We start from the raw sequence: 15,312 nt of genomic DNA on the forward strand, positions 1-15,312 counted from the left end.
GCCGAACGCACCGCGCACTCGCACCGCGCCCCGCAGGTCAGCCCCCTGCGCGCAGGCGAGGACGCACCAAGCGACACGACCAAGGACTCCGCTGATGCCACCGCTTCGCTCACGCACCACCACCATCGGCCGCAATGCCGCTGGCGCCCGTTCGCTCTGGCGCGCCACCGGGATGACCGACTCCGATTTCGGCAAGCCGATCATCGCGATCGCCAACTCCTACACCCAGTTCGTGCCGGGCCACGTGCACCTCAAGAACATGGGCGACATCGTCGCCGAGGCGGTGCGCGCGGCCGGTGGCGTGCCGCGCGAGTTCCACACCATCGCCGTCGACGACGGCATCGCGATGGGCCACGGCGGCATGCTCTACTCGCTGCCCTCGCGCGAGATCATCGCCGACTCGGTCGAGTACATGGCCAACGCGCACACCGCCGACGCGCTGGTGTGTATCTCCAACTGCGACAAGATCACTCCCGGCATGCTCAACGCCGCCATGCGGCTCAACATCCCGGCGGTGTTCGTCTCCGGCGGTCCGATGGAGGCCGGCAAGGCCGTGGTCGTCGACGGTGTCGCGCACGCGCCGCTCGACCTGGTCAGCGCGATCTCCGCGAGCGCGAGCCAGGCCGTCTCCGACGAGGGCCTCGACGAGGTCGAGCGTTCCGCCTGCCCGACCTGTGGTTCGTGTTCGGGCATGTTCACCGCCAACTCGATGAACTGCCTGACCGAGGCGCTCGGACTCGCGCTGCCCGGCAACGGTTCCACGCTGGCCACGCACTCCGCGCGCCGCGCGCTGTTCGAGCGGGCGGGCACCGTCATCGTCGATATCGCCAAGCGCTGGTACCAGGACGACGACGCGTCGGTCCTGCCCCGGAACGTGGCCAACGCCAAGGCTTTCCGCAACGCGATGGCCCTCGATGTCGCCATGGGCGGTTCGACCAACACGGTGCTGCACACCCTCGCCGCCGCGCAGGAGGGCGAGATCGACTTCGATCTGCAGACCATCGACGAGATCAGCCGCCGGGTGCCGTGCCTGTCGAAGGTCTCGCCCAACTCCGACTACCACATGGAAGACGTGCACCGCGCCGGTGGCATCCCTGCCATCCTCGGTGAGCTGCGCCGCGGCGGTCTGCTCGAGACCGACGTGACCACCGTGCACACCGCCGACTACACCGAGTTCCTCGACACCTGGGACATCCGCTCCGGCAAGGCCTCCGAGGAAGCGCTGGAACTGTTCCACGCCGCCCCCGGTGGTGTGCGCACCGTCGAGCCCTTCTCCACCAGCAACCGCTGGTCCTCGCTCGACACCGACGCAGTCGGTGGCTGTATCCGCGACATCGAGCACGCCTACACCGTCGAGGGCGGGTTGTGCGTGCTGCGCGGCAACATCGCCCCCGACGGCGCGATCCTCAAGACCGCCGGCATCGACGAGGAACTGTTCACCTTCGAGGGCCCGGCCGTGGTGGTCGAGTCCCAGGAGGAGGCGGTCTCGATGATCCTGGGCAAGAAGATTCAGCCCGGCGACGTGGTGGTCGTGCGGTACGAAGGTCCCGCGGGTGGTCCGGGTATGCAGGAGATGCTGCACCCCACCTCGTTCCTCAAGGGCCTCGGCCTGGGCAAGGTGTGCGCGCTGATCACCGACGGCCGCTTCTCCGGCGGCACCTCGGGCCTGTCGATCGGCCACGTCTCCCCCGAAGCCGCCTCGGGCGGTGTCATCGGCCTGATCGAGAACGGCGACCGCGTCCGCATCGACGTGCACACCCGGGCACTCGAGGTGCTGGTCTCCGACGAGGTCCTGGCCGAGCGCCGCGCGAAGATGGAAGCCTCCGAGCGCCCGTGGCAGCCGGTCAACCGCGACCGCACGGTCACCACCGCCCTGCGCGCCTACGCCGCCCTGGCGACCTCGGCCGACAAGGGTGCCGTCCGCAAGGTGCCGTAACTGTTCCGCCTCTCCGTGGATTCTGGCCGGACACAGGTGCGCCGCCGGTCGTTGACGCGACCGGCGGCGTCGGCTGTGGGCGCAGTCAGCTGAACGGACCGATACCCGTCAGCGGGTTGCCGCCGTGCAGGAACCAGTAGGTGCCGATGGCGGCGGCAAGGGCCAGCAGGACCACGACACCGGAGCCGTAGGCGGGGCGGGTGGCCCAGCCTCGGGTGCGGTCGAGGGACCAGCGGCCGGGGCCGGTGAGGATGATCGCCAGAGCCGAGCCGGCCAGGATCGAATCGAGTTCGACGCCGGTGGGGGTACCCGCGTTGTATTGGAAGCCCGGGTACATGCCCTGCTTCCACATCCACGCGGTCGCGATGGTGGCCAGCACGGCGCCCGCGGCGAGCGGGGTGGCCAGTCCGATGACCAGCAGGATGCCGCCGCCCAGTTCACCGGCGATGACCAGGGCGGTCGCCAGCGACGGGTAGTCCCAGCCGCCGCCTTCCATCATCGACTTGGTGCCGTCGAGGCCGGGGCCGTGGAACCAGCCGGTCAGCTTCTGCAGGCCGTGGTAGATGAAGGTGTAGCCGACCACCAGGCGCAGCACGAACAGGCCGAGATCGAGGGTGCCGCGGCGCGGTTCGCGGGCGCGGCGCTGCAGCCGGACCGCACCCGCGGAGGCGGCGGTCGCGGGCGGGATGGTGGCGTAGCCGTAGCTGTCGTCGCCACCGCCGCCGGCCGGCGCGCCCGCGGTGGGCACCTCGTCACCGGGGTCGAGGCCGAGATCCTCGTCGGTGTGCGGAATGTCCTTGCGCAGGTCCGCCGTCGGCATCTGCGTGGTCGGCGAATCATAGGGGCTGGTCACCGGGCGACCAGCCGACGACGCAGGCGGTCCGGCCTGCGCCGATCCGTCCGCCGTCGGAGTGTCGTCGTTCGACTTGTCGGTCACCGACCCACCTTATGACGTGTGATCGCGGTGCGCCCCTCTTCCCGGCATCAGGCGTGTCAGCCCCGCTCGACTGCCGGTAACGTCTCTGGCATGAGGTCGGGAATCACGGTTCGCGTGGCAGTCGGGGTGGCGGTGGGGGCCGTGCTGGTCGCGGGGTGCGCCCGTTTCGACGAGTCGGCGTCGAGCCCGTTCACCACCGAACCGTCGCTGGGTGGTTCCAATGTGGAGCCCCAGCGCCCGCAGGATTCGCCGTCACAGCCACCGCGACCGACCGGGCCGTGCATCGATCCCGATCCGAACGTCATCGCCACCTGTCTGGACTCGGCGTCCGGGCTGATCGCGGTCGGCGAGGGCGCGCTGGTGGCCGAGCGGCGCACCGGGCGCATCCTGCGGGTGCTCCCGGTCGACGCGAGCACGCCGCAGGAGCCGCCGGTGGAGGTCGCCGCGCTCACCGTCGACGGCTCCGGCGACGGCGGCATCTCCGACATCGTGCTCTCGCCCACCTTCGGTGAGGACGGGCTGATGTACGCCTACATCACCACCGGTAGCGACAACCGGGTGGTGCGCCTGTCACAGGACGGCACTCCCAAGGAGATCCTGACCGGAATCCCCAAGGGCGCCACCGGGAATCGCGGCGCGCTGGAGTGGGCGACACCGACCCAGCTGATGGTGCTCACCGGTGATGCCGGAAATCCCGGCGCCGCAGCCGATCCCGGCTCGCTCGGCGGCAAGGTGCTGCGGCTGGAATCGCCGTCCTCGGGCACCAACACCCCGCAGGTCGTCGCCTCCGGGATCGGGACGGCGGGCGACATCTGCCGCGACGGCAAGGACGGCATGTGGGTCACCGACCGCACCACTGCCGAGGACCGGCTCCAGCACCTCGGCGCCGACGGCGCCCTGCGCGTCGCCTGGACCTGGCCCGACCGTCCCGGCGTCGGCGGCTGCACCGCCACCAGTGACGGCGTGGCGGTCGCCCTCGGCGACGGCAAGGCGCTGGCCGCGGTCGGCGCCGACGCCACCACCTTCGCCGTCACCACCGCGCCGACGTTGATCAGCCAGGACAGGTACGGCAAGCTCCTCGGCGCCACCGCCAGCGCCGACGGCAGCATCTGGGTGACCACCATCAACAAGACCGACGGTGAGCCAGGCGAATTCGACGACCGCGTCGTGCGCATCCCACCGCCCTCCGGCGGCGCGGGCGGACCGGACTAGGCCCACGCACCACCATGGCTGCTCGCGACACCAAAGATGTTGCGGGCAGCCATTTTTCGCTGTGCTGGTGGACACACCTCGGGCACCTACCGCATCGTCGGGTACTCGATCCGGCGGTCCGCGGCCACGTCCACGTCGCGCCGCACACACTGCCCGCACGCTGCGAGTTATGCCTTCGGGCATTCGTGCGATCGACGAATCATTCGCTGATGCAACAATTTTCGTGTAGACGCACAGCTCGCCCTGTGACCCGGATTACGAGGATTCCGGTTTGCTCCGCCCCGGAGTGAAAGTTAAGGTAACCACACTTGTCAGATACAGCAGGGGTCACCGGATCGAGCAGCAGCTCTCCGATCTATCGAAAGCATCGACTCTAAGGGGCAGCATGATGAACGATCTGGGGATCGCGCATGTCGACGCGCTTCTCTTCGACGTTCAGGGGACCGCGACGGACTTTCATTCCACCGTCTGCAATACCGCCCGGGCAGTCGCCGGAGACAGATTTCCCGAAATCCACTGGCCCGATTTCGTCAACGAATGGCGCAGCGCGTATTTCCGGGAAACATCCCGGCCGCGCGCATCCACCGATCCGTGGAATTCTGTCGCGGCCACCTATCGGGCCACGATGGACGAGCTGCTCGACGCACACGGCATCGACCTCACCGACGTTGAGCGCGATCTGCTCAGTGACTCGTGGGCCCGGCTCGACCCGTGGCCCGACACCGTTGCCGGACTGCGCCGGCTCCGCGACCGGTACCTGCTCGCCACCCTGTCCAATGCCGACGTCAGCGCGGTCGTCAGCATCGCAAGGCACGCAAACCTGCCCTGGCATGCGGTCTTCGCCGCGGAGATGGCCGGGGTGTTCAAGCCGGACCCGGCGATCTACACGATGGCCGCACAGTATCTCGGTCTGCCACCGGAATGCATCATGATGGTGGCCAGCCACAAGTACGACATCACCGCCGCCGCTCGTCTCGGCTTCCGCACCGCCTTCGTCGCCCGGCCGCTGGAATTCGGCCCCGGCGCTGCCGCCGACATCGAATTCTCCGACGAGTTCGATGTCAACGCCACCGATTTCCTGGATCTGGCGAATCAACTGGGCTGTTGACCAACGTCCGTTCCGACAACCTCTTTCACATAGACACGTATTCCGCGGACAGCGCCGTTGCGCACCGAATACGGGTTTCGCTGCCATGCACAAAGGCCTCGAGGAGTTTCTCATGCCGACCACCGATTCCGCGTCTTTGAAAGCCGAGGCGCAACGATTGCGCCGCGCGCCCGAGCACCAGGCCGCCATCGACGAATTCGACGCCGCCAGCAGGCGGAAAGTATATGGCCTCAATCTTTTGTTCGTCGCCACGGCGGTGGCGTTCTTCCTCGCCGGACAGACCTGGTGGATGGCCGTTGCCTGCACGCTGGTGAACGGCTTCGTCGCACTGCCCTACCTGCGTGTGTTCATCCACTCGGAGGTGCACTGGGGACTGGGCCGCACCGCCTGGCAGACCCGATACCTGCGCTATCTCGCGTTCGCCCCGTACCAGGTGCCCTTCGAGGCATACCGGCTCGGCCATTTCGCGCATCACCGCTACGACAACGACGTTCCCGAACGCGGACTCGCCAAAGACCGGCAGTCGACCTACCTGTACTCCCCCGCGGGCAAGCCGGTGAACTTCCTGGTCTGGGCCGCGCACTACCTGTTCGTCTACCAGTACTTCCATCAGGTCCGCCTGGTGGTCGGCAAGGCCTCTCGGCGCAAGCTCGCCGAGTTCTTCGCCCAGTTGGCGGTGGTGGTCGCACTCGACGTCGCCCTGCTGATCCTGGTCCCCCGGTTCGCGCTGTTCGTGCTGATCCCCTCGCTCGCCATTGCCTGGGCGGGCTCGGCGATCGTGCTCTACATGATGCATGACGTGGTGAAAGACGATGCGGTGCACCATCATTCGGTCAATTCCTATGCCAAGTTCTTCAATTCCTTCGGCGACAACGACGGACTGCACGTTGTGCATTCGATGCTGCCGTTCCTGCACCCCTATCACGCCCCGGCCATCGACCGGCTGATCAAGGACGACCTGCACCCCGACCAGGTCGTGCAGGGCCACTACATCACCGAATTCGCCAAACGCCGCATCACCTCGGTCGTGTCGCGATGACCTCGACCATCACCGCGCCACCGCCGACCCGGGCCAGCGATTACACCCGCGCCTGCACCGAGCAGGTGCTGTTACCGCTGGCCGACAACTACTTCCGCGCCGAACTGCACGGCGATCTGTCCGTTCTCGCCGAGGTCGGCCGCCGCCCGGTCATCTTCATCGGCAACCACGCGGGGGCGAGCCTGTCGTGGGACAACATCGTCTTCGACGCGCTCCTGTGGCGCGCCGCCACGGCCGCCGGGTATCCGACGAAGTTGCAGCGGCTGGTCCACACCACGCTCTACCAGGACAAGGTCACTCCGTTCCTGATGCCACGCTGGTGGGAAGCCATGCAGTGCCACGAGGCCACGATGCCCGATTTCGATCGGCTGTGCGCGGACAAGGCCGCGATCTTCATCTCCCCCGAAGGCGTGAGCGGCCTGGCGAAAGGCCACCATCGCGCCGACGAGCTCCTGCCGTTCAGCTCGTCGTTCGTGCACATGGCCAAGAAGCACGGCGCACTCGTGGTTCCGGTGACGGTGTCCAACAGCGCCTATCTGAACCCGTTCACCCGCACCGTCGGCTGGATCAACCGGCTCGCGCGCCGCCTGTTCGGGCTGCCTTTCCTGCCGCTGGGACCGACGTTGCCGATGATTCTGCTGCCCCGCAACTTCATCGGCGCGATGCCTGCCCAGCTGCGCTACCGGGTACACGCCCCGATCGACTTCAGCGACCGGGGTGCCGACGACATCGCGGTCAACCGCGAGCAGGCCGAGCAGCTGCGTGTCTACATGGAACGCGAGGTCGTCCGGGGCAACGACCCGGCCGCGGTGGCCATGCCGATCGCGCGGGCCTGGCGGACTCGGTGGAACGCGCCGGGTGCCAACCCCTTCCAGTACTACCGAACGTTCTGGGAGCACCGACTCGGGCGCCCGCTCACCCGCGGTGAGCGAGTCGCCTTCTCCACCCCCGTCCTCGGATACCCGATGATCCGGCGACGCATTCAGCGAGGGAGCCTTCGATGTGCGGGTTGAACGCGATCGTCTGGTGGGGCGCCGACACCACCGTCGACGACGTCACCGATGCGGTACGGCAGATGAACACCCGTCTGGACCATCGTGGTCCCGATGCCGACGGCGTGTGGACCGGTGCGAATGTCGCGATCGGGCACACCCGGCTCCGGGTCATCGATCTGGAGGGGGGCGTCCAACCGGTGGTCACCGAGGCCGCGGTGCTGGCGTTCAACGGTGAGATCTACAACTACCGTGAACTACGCGTCGAGCTCGCCGATCTCGGCCACTCCTTCACCGACGACAGCGACACCGATGTGCTGCGCGCCGCCCTCGAGCAGTGGGGCGAACAGGCGGTCGACCATCTCAACGGCGACTTCGCCTTCATCTGGTACGACCGGACCGCACAGCGGCTGCTCCTGGGGCGCGACCGGCTCGGGGTCAAGCCGCTCTACCTCAAGACCGGCCCCTACTTCGCGATCATCTCCTCCGAGCTCAAGGGCATACTCGCGGCCGAGGAGCGGCTGATCCCCGGCAGCACACCGTCGCTGGATCGCACGGGTTTCCTGCAGACGCTGCTGTACGGCAACCCGGTGCCGCCGACGACGTTCTACGACGGTGTCGAGGCGCTGCGCGGCGGCGAACAGGCGATCCTGTGCGCCCGGTCCGGCCTGGTGAGCAAGACCCGCTACTGGGAACTGGGCGACCAGGATTGTGCCGATGACCGGGATCGAGCTCAGCGCACCGTAGCCGAGCTGCTCGCCGACTCGGTCGCGCTGCGCATGCGTTCGGACGTGGACTACTCGGTGATGCTCAGCGGCGGTCTCGACTCCTCGCTGGTGGCCTACCTGTCCGGTGAGGTGGGCACGGGCACGAGGGCCTACACGATCGGCGAGGACCGGCGCGAGGAGTACACCGCCAAGAGTTTCATGAACGGTTCGGACCTGTCGTTCGCGCGCACCGTCGCCGCGGAGGCCGGGCACGCGCTCAAGGAGTTCGACGAACTCGCCGGTGACGTCGTGGAATACGTCCGTCGCTGCGCCCGTGCCCGCGACGGCCTGGTGACTCTGGCCAGTGAGGTCTCGATGCTCAAACTCTTCGAGCGGATCGCCGACTCGGACACGGTCGTGCTGTCCGGGGACGGCGCCGACGAGGTGTTCCTCGGCTACTTCATGCAGATCGACACCTCCGGTGAGGTCGGGCCGTACTATTCCTCGCCACGTGCCCGGTTCGCTTTCGCCCTGCTCAATCCGGGCTTCATCGGGCCGCTGGCGGCCGCTCGCACGGTGCGCCGCCGATTCGACGAGGACCTGGCCCACCTGCCCGCTCGGGTGCGCACCGACAAACGCAGGCTGATGCACTATCTGCAGCTGCGGTTCACGCTGCCGTATCTGCTCGATCGCGCCGACCGGCTCAGTGCCGCGAAGTCGCTCGAGCTGCGGGTTCCCTACTGCGACCATCGGATCGCCGAGTACGTCTTCGGGCTCTCCGATGACCTGAAATACACGACGGCGGAGAAGAAGCTGCTGCGTGACAGCTTCGCCGGACGGTTCAACGACGAGGTCGTGTACCGCAAGAAGAGCGTCTTCCCCTTCTCCGAGGACGAGTCACAGCTCGAGGAGCTGCGTGCCGAGGTCGCCGCGATCTGCGCCCGCCACCGCCGCGACGCCGGTCTGGTCGCTCAGGTCTACCGCTTGCCGTTGCTGACCGCGATGGTGGCCAACCGCACGGTCTTCGGCCAGCTGGTCCGGGTACTGGGCACCTTCTATCTGCAGGCGTTCCTGTGCCAGATCATCTCGATGGACACCCTCGGCAGCGAGTACGGACTCTCGACCGGTCCGGCCACATCTACCCACCGCAAGTGAAAGGTGTTCCGATGCAAGACAACAGCTTCGCCGAGCGCTTCCCCGTGCACGCGATGCGGGGGGACGCCACAGCGGTCCGCGAGTATCTGCGCACCACCGCGCGGGCCGAGTTGCTCGAACACGGCGCGGTGCTCCTGCGCGACACCGGACTCACCGAAACCGGTGAGCTGGAATCGATGTCGCGTGAGCTGATGAGCACGCTCTACGAGGCCTACACCGGCGGTGTCGTACCGCGATCGAACCATTCGCGGTACGTGTTCAGCTCGACGGAGCTCAACGGCCTGTTCAATCTCAAACTGCACAACGAGATGGCGTATCAGCGCAACTATCCGCGCTACATCACCTTCTTCTGTGAGACACCGAGCCGGTGGGGCGGGCAGACGCCGATCGCGCACGAGAGCGACATCCAGCGCGAACTGGGCGGTGAGTTCGGTGCGCGGATCGCGGGCGACAACGTCGTCTACACCCGCCGATATCTGTCGCGGGACCGCCATCCGTCACGGGTGCGCCGGTTCCCCTCGATGTTCGTGTCCTGGCAGGATTCCTTCGGCACCGAGGACCGGGCCGAGGTGGAAACGAAATGCGCCGAACTGGAACTGAAGTTCGAGTGGTCCGCCGAGGAGACGCTCGAGGTGCGCTCGGTGCTCCCGGTGTTCCGCACGCTGCCCGAGACCGGCCGCGAGGTGTTCTTCAATCAGGTACTGACGCAGAACTTCAGCCGGGGCGGCCTGGGCACGGCCGGATACGCGGCGCATCGGCTGTTCGGTTTCAGCACCGCCTCCGCGCCGCGCCACTCCGCCTTCGAACGCGAGGGCGAACTCACCAGTGCTGATGTCGCCACCCTCAATCGCGCCTATACCAGGGCCGAGGTGTCGTTCCGGTGGCGGCGGGGCGACTGGATGCTGGTCGACAATCTCCAGGCGATGCACGCGCGCAGGCGGTTCCTCGGTGAACGATCGATCTGGGTTGTGATGGGCGAGTGAGCACGGCGACTCGCGCCGCCCCGCCGCACGATGAGCGACCGCCGCGGCGGCGGCTCACCTGGGGACAACTGCTCGCGGTGGTGATCGCGCTCGGCTTCGCGGTGGGTGGCGCCCTGGCCGGGCCGGGTCTTTCGGCACATCTGACGGCGGGCGGTTTCGTCGACGAGAACGCCGCGGCGGCCCGCGCGGCGGACGAGTTGTCCGAGCGGCTCGGCGTCGGGGCGCCCAATCTCGTCGTCCGGGTGAGCTCACCACGTGGCGTGGACGATCCGGCGGTGCGGGCGCGCGCCGAGCAGATCGCGGTGACGCTGGCACCCGTACTCGGCGCCGGTTCGCTGCAGTCGTACTGGAACACCGACATCGCGTGGCTGAAGTCCGACGACGGGCGCTCCGGGCTGATCTTCGGTCTGATCCCCGGCGACGAGGACCAGGTCGCGGCGGTGACCCAGCGCATCGTGCCGCAGCTGACCGGGGAACAGGACGGTGTCGATGTCGCCGTCACCGGGCAGGCCGCGATCCTGGACGAGGTGACCACGGTCTCGCGCGAGAGCCTGATCGTGGCCGAGCTGATCGCGCTGCCGATCACGCTGCTCATCTTGCTGTTCGTGTTCGGCAGCGTGCCCGCCGCGGTGCTGCCGGTGGCGCTGGGCGGGCTGTGCGCGCTGGCCTCGATCGCGGTGCTGCGGGTGATCGCCTACGCGATGCCGGTGTCGGTGTTCGCGCTGAACCTCACCACCGGATTGGCGCTCGGCCTCGCCATCGACTACAGCCTGCTCATCGTCTCCCGCTATCGGGAGCTGGTGAAGCAGGGGCACGACTACGACACCGCGCGCCGGATCGCGCTGGGTCGCACCAGGATGACGGTGGCGGTCTCGACCGCGACCCTGGCCTTGTGCCTGGCCGGATTGCTCTGCGTCCCACTCGGATACATCCGGTCGGTGGCCGTCGCCGGGTTGGTGGTGATCGCGGTGACCGCCTTCTTGGTCCTGACCGTGCTGCCGGTGTTGCTGGCGCTGCTGGGCGCGCGCATCGACGCGCTCACCGTGCGCCGCGTCGACCTGGCCGCCGCGGGCCCGGTGCTGCGGCGCGTGCTCACTCTGGCGTTCCGCCGTCCGGCCGTGGTGGCGGTGACGGTGCTGACCTTCCTCGGCGTGCTGTTGCTGCCGTTCTTCTCGGCCCAGTTCGGCCCGGTCGACGACCGAGTACTACCCAGCGACGCGGCGACCCACCAGACGGCCGACGAACTCCGCCGCGACTTCCCCCGGCTGTCCAGCGACGTCCTCTTCCTGCAGGTACCGGGCGGGCCGGACCGCGCCGACGAGTTGGCCCGCGCGCTGTCGAAGACGCAGGCCGCCGCCGCGATCATCGGGCCCGGCGCCACCTACTCCGGCGGTCTGGCCGTGGCGCCGGGCAATCCCGCGCAGACCGACGGCACGCTGTCGGCACTGGCCTTCGTCCCGCCCGGCGGCCTCGATCCACAGGAATTGCTCCGGGGCGCACGGGATCTGCGGGCCGCGGTGCCCGACGATGTCGTCGTCACCGGGACCTACAGCAACGAGATCGACAAGCAGGACGCGATATTCAGCCGGCTCCCCTTGATCCTGGCGATCGTCGTCGCGACCATGGTGCCGATGCTGCTGCTGGTGACGGGCAGCCCGGTGGTCGCGGTGAAGACCGTCGTGCTGACCGCGCTGAGCCTGACGGCCAGTTTCGGGGTGATGGTGTGGACCTTCCAGCAGGGCCACCTGTCGTGGCTGCTGAACTTCACCCCCACCGGCAGTCTCGATGTCACCTCCCCGGTGTTGCTGTTCTGCCTGGCCTTCGGCCTCGCGATGGACTACCAGATCATGCTGCTGGCCCGGATTCGCGAGGAGTACGACCGCTGCGGGGACACCGCCATCGCGGTGCGGACCGGGGTCGAACGGACCTCGAAGCTGTTGTCGGCGGGGGCGATCCTGGTGGCGGTCGTGTTCTTCGCCATCGGCTCGGGTGGGACGACCATCGTGAAACTGCTCGGCATCGGACTGGGCGTCGCGGTCCTCGTCGACGCGTTCGTCGTCCGGGTCACCCTGGTACCCGCCGCGATGTTGCTGCTGGGTCGATGGAACTGGTGGGCGCCGCGATGGCTGCGCGTCCTGCACGCCCGGCTCGCCGGAGTGCACTGAGCCACGATGCGACGCCGCGGCGCCCGCCTCCGGACTCGGGACGGGCGCCGCGGTGTTCAGTGGGCCGGTCAGGACACGGCGGCGATGACCAGTTCGCGCACGCGCGCCGCGTCGGCCTGGCCGCGCGTCGCCTTCATCACATCACCCACGATCTTGCCCGCGGCGGCGACCTTGCCCGAGCGAATCTTCTCGGCGATGTCGGGGTTGGCCGCGAGAGCCTTCTCCACCTCGGTCTGCAGGGCCGAGTCGTCGCTGACCATGCCGAGGCCCTTGGCTTCGACGATGGCGGCGGGTTCGCCCTCACCCGCGAGGACGAAGTCGACGACCTGCTTGGCGACCTTGTTGTTGACGGTCTTGGCCTCGACCAGGGCGATCACGGCGGCGACCTGGGCGGGGGTGATCGGCAGGTCGGCCAGGGCGATCTCGCGCTCCTTGGCCTTCTCGGTCAGGTAGGCGACCCACCAGGAGCGGGCCTCGTTGGCGGGGGCGCCGGACTCGACCGTGGCGATGATCAGGTCGAGGGCGCCCGCGTTGACCAGGTCGCGCATGACCTCGTCGGACAGGCCCCAGTCGGCCTGGATACGGGCACGCACCAGCCACGGGTACTCGGGGATGGTGGTGCGCAGTTCCTCGATCCACTCGGCAGCCGGGGCGACGGGCTCGAGGTCGGGCTCGGGGAAGTAGCGGTAGTCCTCGGCGGTCTCCTTGCGGCGACCCGCGGAGGTCGACCCGTCGGCCTCGTTGAAGTGGCGGGTCTCCTGGACGATCTCGCCGCCGTCGGTGAGCACGGCGGCCTGGCGGCGCATCTCGTAGCGCACCGCGACCTCGACGCTCTTGAGCGAGTTCACGTTCTTGGTCTCGGTGCGGGTACCGAACACCGTGGCGCCCACCGGCATCAGCGAGACGTTCGCATCGCAGCGCAGCGAGCCCTGCTCCATCTTCACGTCGGAGACGTTCAGCGACCGCAGCACCTCGCGCAGCGCGGTGACGTAGGCGCGAGCGACCTCCGGGGCGCGCTCCCCCGCGCCGGTGATGGGCTTGGTGACGATCTCGATCAGCGGCACACCGGCGCGGTTGAAGTCGAGCAGCGAATGGCTGGCACCGTGGATGCGCCCGGTCGCGCCGCCCACGTGCAGCGACTTGCCGGTGTCCTCCTCCATGTGCGCGCGCTCGATGTCCACCCGGAAGGTCGACCCGTCGTCGAGGACGACATCGAGGAAGCCCTCGGTGGCGATCGGCTCGTCGTACTGGCTGATCTGGTAGTTCTTCGGCTGATCCGGGTAGAAGTAGTTCTTGCGCGCGAATCGGCCCCACGGGGTGATCGAACAGTTCAGCGCCAGACCGATCCGGATCGCCGATTCCACGGCCTTCTCGTTCACCACCGGCAGCGAGCCGGGCAGACCGAGGCACACCGGGCACACCTGGGTGTTGGGTTCGGCGCCGAACTCGGTGGGGCAACCGCAGAACATCTTGGTCGCCGTGGACAACTCGACGTGGACCTCCATGCCGAGCACGGGCTCGTACCGGGAGATCACATCGGCGTAATCCATCAACTCGACCGTGGGTGCGCTCATGCCTTCGCCTCGCTGCCGCTCGGCTCCGGCATGACCGCACGGGCGGCTGTGCCCCTTGTTCGCTCGCTGCGCTCGCTCATAGCTTCCTATCTTAGGAAGCGCTAGCGGGGCGGGACGCGCTGGGTGAGCCAGTCGGTGACATAGGTGAGCACCGACGGGTCGATGGTGGTCTCGATGGAGACGTACTCACTGGGCTTGCCGGTCTGCGAGGGCTGCATCATGTGGTTGAGGCCCGGGAAGGTGTGCACGGTGGCATCGGGCGCACCGGCCAGGTTCTCGCGCATCGGGCCCTCGTTCTGGGTGGCGATGACCTGCTGGTCGGTGCCGCCGAAGAAGGCGAGGACCGGCACCCGCAGTGCCTCCAGCGCCGGCTTCGGGTCGTAGGTGACGAACGAGGTCATGTACGGGGTGCTGAAGGAATCGACCGCGGACTGCGGGGTGCGTTCGGCCTCGGGCAGCGAGTCGTTGTGCTGCTGGGCGTAGGCCTTGGCGCCCTCGGTGTCGCCCGCGCGCAGCAGCGCGGTCCACTCGGTGACGAAGGTGACCTGCGCGTCGATCTGCTCCTGCGGGGCGCCCGAGGAGGCCATGATCACTTCGTTCTGCTCGATCAGCACATCGGCGCCAGGCACCGAGGGACCGGCCATCAGGATGGCGAAGGCGATACCGCTGTCGGGCCGGGCGGCGACCAGCGGCGCCAGGTAGCCGCCCTCGCTGTGGCCGAACAGGCCGACGCGGGCCGGGTCGATCTCGGGACGCTCGCGCAGGAACACGACACCGGCGGCGGCGTCGTCGGCCAGATCGGAGTAGGTGGCCTGGTCGAGGGTGCCACCGGTGCCGCCGACACCCCGGTCATCGGCGCGCAGCACGGCGTAGCCCGCGCGGGTGAAGGTGTCGGCCAGCAGCTGGAAGGGCTTGTGGCCCATGATCTCTTCGTTGCGGTCCTGCGGGCCGCTGCCGGTGATCAGCAGCATCGCCGGGAACGGGCCGTCGCCCTCGGGTGTGGTGAGCGTGCCCGCGATGGTGATGTCGCCGCTGCGGTAGGTGACGTCCTCGCTGCTGTACGGGAACGGCGGGGCCGGGTCCTGCGGGCGTTCCATCGCCTCGATCGGGCCGCGGGTGAGGGTGACCGGCAGCTTCTCGCCGAACTGCACCCAGTCACCGGTGATCTGCTCACCGTCGAGGCGGCCACGGAAACCCGGGTCGCCCGGCGCGTCGGGAATGGTGAACTCGACCCGATCCGGTTCGGTGTGCACATCTTTCAGCGCACCCTCGGTCACGCCCTGGACCGGGATGTCGATCGTGGCCGACCCGTCTTCGGCGAAGGTCAAGCCGATGCCGATGACCTGCCCGGGAACCTCGATGTCGCCGTGCCACTGGCCGAGCACCGGCGACGCCGCCGAATCCTGCGACGAGTCCGAACATCCCGTCGCCAACGCGGCGACAGCGAACAGTACCGAAACGATCACTCGACCAGTGCGCATACGGCCACCGTACCGATGGGTCT

General features: G+C 68.3%; 11 protein-coding genes. 8 read left to right on the forward strand and 3 right to left on the reverse strand.

All coding sequences use genetic code 11. From position 1 onward, the window contains the following. Nucleotides 1-94 precede the first annotated feature (94 nt). Nucleotides 95-1,936, forward strand: coding sequence for a dihydroxy-acid dehydratase (gene ilvD / locus BOX37_RS22490; RefSeq protein ID WP_071929371.1), 1,842 nt, complete (start codon nucleotides 95-97; stop codon nucleotides 1,934-1,936). A gap of 85 nt (nucleotides 1,937-2,021) precedes the next feature. Here the strand turns inward: ilvD and BOX37_RS22495 are convergent, their stop codons facing one another. Further along, nucleotides 2,022-2,873, reverse strand: coding sequence for a DoxX family protein (locus BOX37_RS22495; protein WP_084759974.1), 852 nt, complete (start codon nucleotides 2,871-2,873; stop codon nucleotides 2,022-2,024). A 90-nt stretch (nucleotides 2,874-2,963) separates the two neighbouring features. Here BOX37_RS22495 and BOX37_RS22500 point away from each other — a divergent pair, with 90 nt between their 5' ends. The 7 genes from BOX37_RS22500 (at nucleotide 2,964) to BOX37_RS22530 (ending at nucleotide 12,234) form a co-directional block, all read left to right on the forward strand. Next, the gene (locus BOX37_RS22500; protein ID WP_071929372.1) at nucleotides 2,964-4,085 is read left to right on the forward strand and encodes a PQQ-dependent sugar dehydrogenase; all 1,122 of its coding nucleotides are present in this window, start codon (nucleotides 2,964-2,966) and stop codon (nucleotides 4,083-4,085) included. A gap of 388 nt (nucleotides 4,086-4,473) precedes the next feature. After that, nucleotides 4,474-5,193, forward strand: coding sequence for a haloacid dehalogenase type II (locus BOX37_RS22505; protein ID WP_420811635.1), 720 nt, complete (start codon nucleotides 4,474-4,476; stop codon nucleotides 5,191-5,193). 112 nt (nucleotides 5,194-5,305) lie between these two features. Continuing rightward, nucleotides 5,306-6,232, forward strand: coding sequence for a fatty acid desaturase (locus BOX37_RS22510; protein WP_167659973.1), 927 nt, complete (start codon nucleotides 5,306-5,308; stop codon nucleotides 6,230-6,232). Beyond that, the gene (locus BOX37_RS22515) at nucleotides 6,229-7,245 is read left to right on the forward strand and encodes a 1-acyl-sn-glycerol-3-phosphate acyltransferase (protein WP_071929375.1); all 1,017 of its coding nucleotides are present in this window, start codon (nucleotides 6,229-6,231) and stop codon (nucleotides 7,243-7,245) included. The genes BOX37_RS22510 and BOX37_RS22515 overlap by 4 nt, the downstream gene beginning before the upstream one ends. Next, complete coding sequence (gene asnB / locus BOX37_RS22520) at nucleotides 7,233-9,086, forward strand: asparagine synthase (glutamine-hydrolyzing) (RefSeq protein WP_084759978.1); 1,854 nt, start codon at nucleotides 7,233-7,235, stop codon at nucleotides 9,084-9,086. The genes BOX37_RS22515 and asnB overlap by 13 nt, the downstream gene beginning before the upstream one ends. Before the next feature lie 11 nt (nucleotides 9,087-9,097). Then, nucleotides 9,098-10,069: a TauD/TfdA family dioxygenase gene (locus tag BOX37_RS22525; protein ID WP_156910488.1), complete on the forward strand. Its 972-nt coding sequence runs from the start codon at nucleotides 9,098-9,100 to the stop codon at nucleotides 10,067-10,069. Continuing rightward, complete coding sequence (locus BOX37_RS22530; RefSeq protein ID WP_084759979.1) at nucleotides 10,066-12,234, forward strand: MMPL family transporter; 2,169 nt, start codon at nucleotides 10,066-10,068, stop codon at nucleotides 12,232-12,234. Before BOX37_RS22525 ends, BOX37_RS22530 begins: the two co-directional genes overlap by 4 nt. 68 nt (nucleotides 12,235-12,302) lie before the next feature. Here BOX37_RS22530 and gatB read toward each other — a convergent pair whose 3' ends face one another. Continuing rightward, nucleotides 12,303-13,808: an Asp-tRNA(Asn)/Glu-tRNA(Gln) amidotransferase subunit GatB gene (gene gatB / locus BOX37_RS22535; protein WP_071929378.1), complete on the reverse strand. Its 1,506-nt coding sequence runs from the start codon at nucleotides 13,806-13,808 to the stop codon at nucleotides 12,303-12,305. Between the two features lie 101 nt (nucleotides 13,809-13,909). Beyond that, entirely contained in the window at nucleotides 13,910-15,289 is a 1,380-nt protein-coding gene (locus tag BOX37_RS22540; protein WP_071929379.1) for an alpha/beta hydrolase family protein, read from the reverse strand. Nucleotides 15,290-15,312 lie beyond the last annotated feature (23 nt).

The sequence above is a fragment of the Nocardia mangyaensis genome, from assembly GCF_001886715.1.
In the GTDB taxonomy this organism is placed as follows: Bacteria; Actinomycetota; Actinomycetes; order Mycobacteriales; family Mycobacteriaceae; genus Nocardia; species Nocardia mangyaensis.

Bases quoted from the DNA above. Each gene is read 5' to 3' on its own strand.
- ilvD (WP_071929371.1), top strand. From the start codon at position 95: ATGCCACCGCTTCGCTCACGCACCACCACCATCGGCCGCAATGCCGCT.
- BOX37_RS22500 (WP_071929372.1), top strand. From the start codon at position 2,964: ATGAGGTCGGGAATCACGGTTCGCGTGGCAGTCGGGGTGGCGGTGGGG.
- BOX37_RS22505 (WP_420811635.1), top strand. From the start codon at position 4,474: ATGAACGATCTGGGGATCGCGCATGTCGACGCGCTTCTCTTCGACGTT.
- BOX37_RS22510 (WP_167659973.1), top strand. From the start codon at position 5,306: ATGCCGACCACCGATTCCGCGTCTTTGAAAGCCGAGGCGCAACGATTG.
- BOX37_RS22515 (WP_071929375.1), top strand. From the start codon at position 6,229: ATGACCTCGACCATCACCGCGCCACCGCCGACCCGGGCCAGCGATTAC.
- asnB (WP_084759978.1), top strand. From the start codon at position 7,233: ATGTGCGGGTTGAACGCGATCGTCTGGTGGGGCGCCGACACCACCGTC.
- BOX37_RS22525 (WP_156910488.1), top strand. From the start codon at position 9,098: ATGCAAGACAACAGCTTCGCCGAGCGCTTCCCCGTGCACGCGATGCGG.
- gatB (WP_071929378.1), bottom strand. From the start codon at position 13,808: ATGAGCGCACCCACGGTCGAGTTGATGGATTACGCCGATGTGATCTCC.
- BOX37_RS22540 (WP_071929379.1), bottom strand. From the start codon at position 15,289: ATGCGCACTGGTCGAGTGATCGTTTCGGTACTGTTCGCTGTCGCCGCG.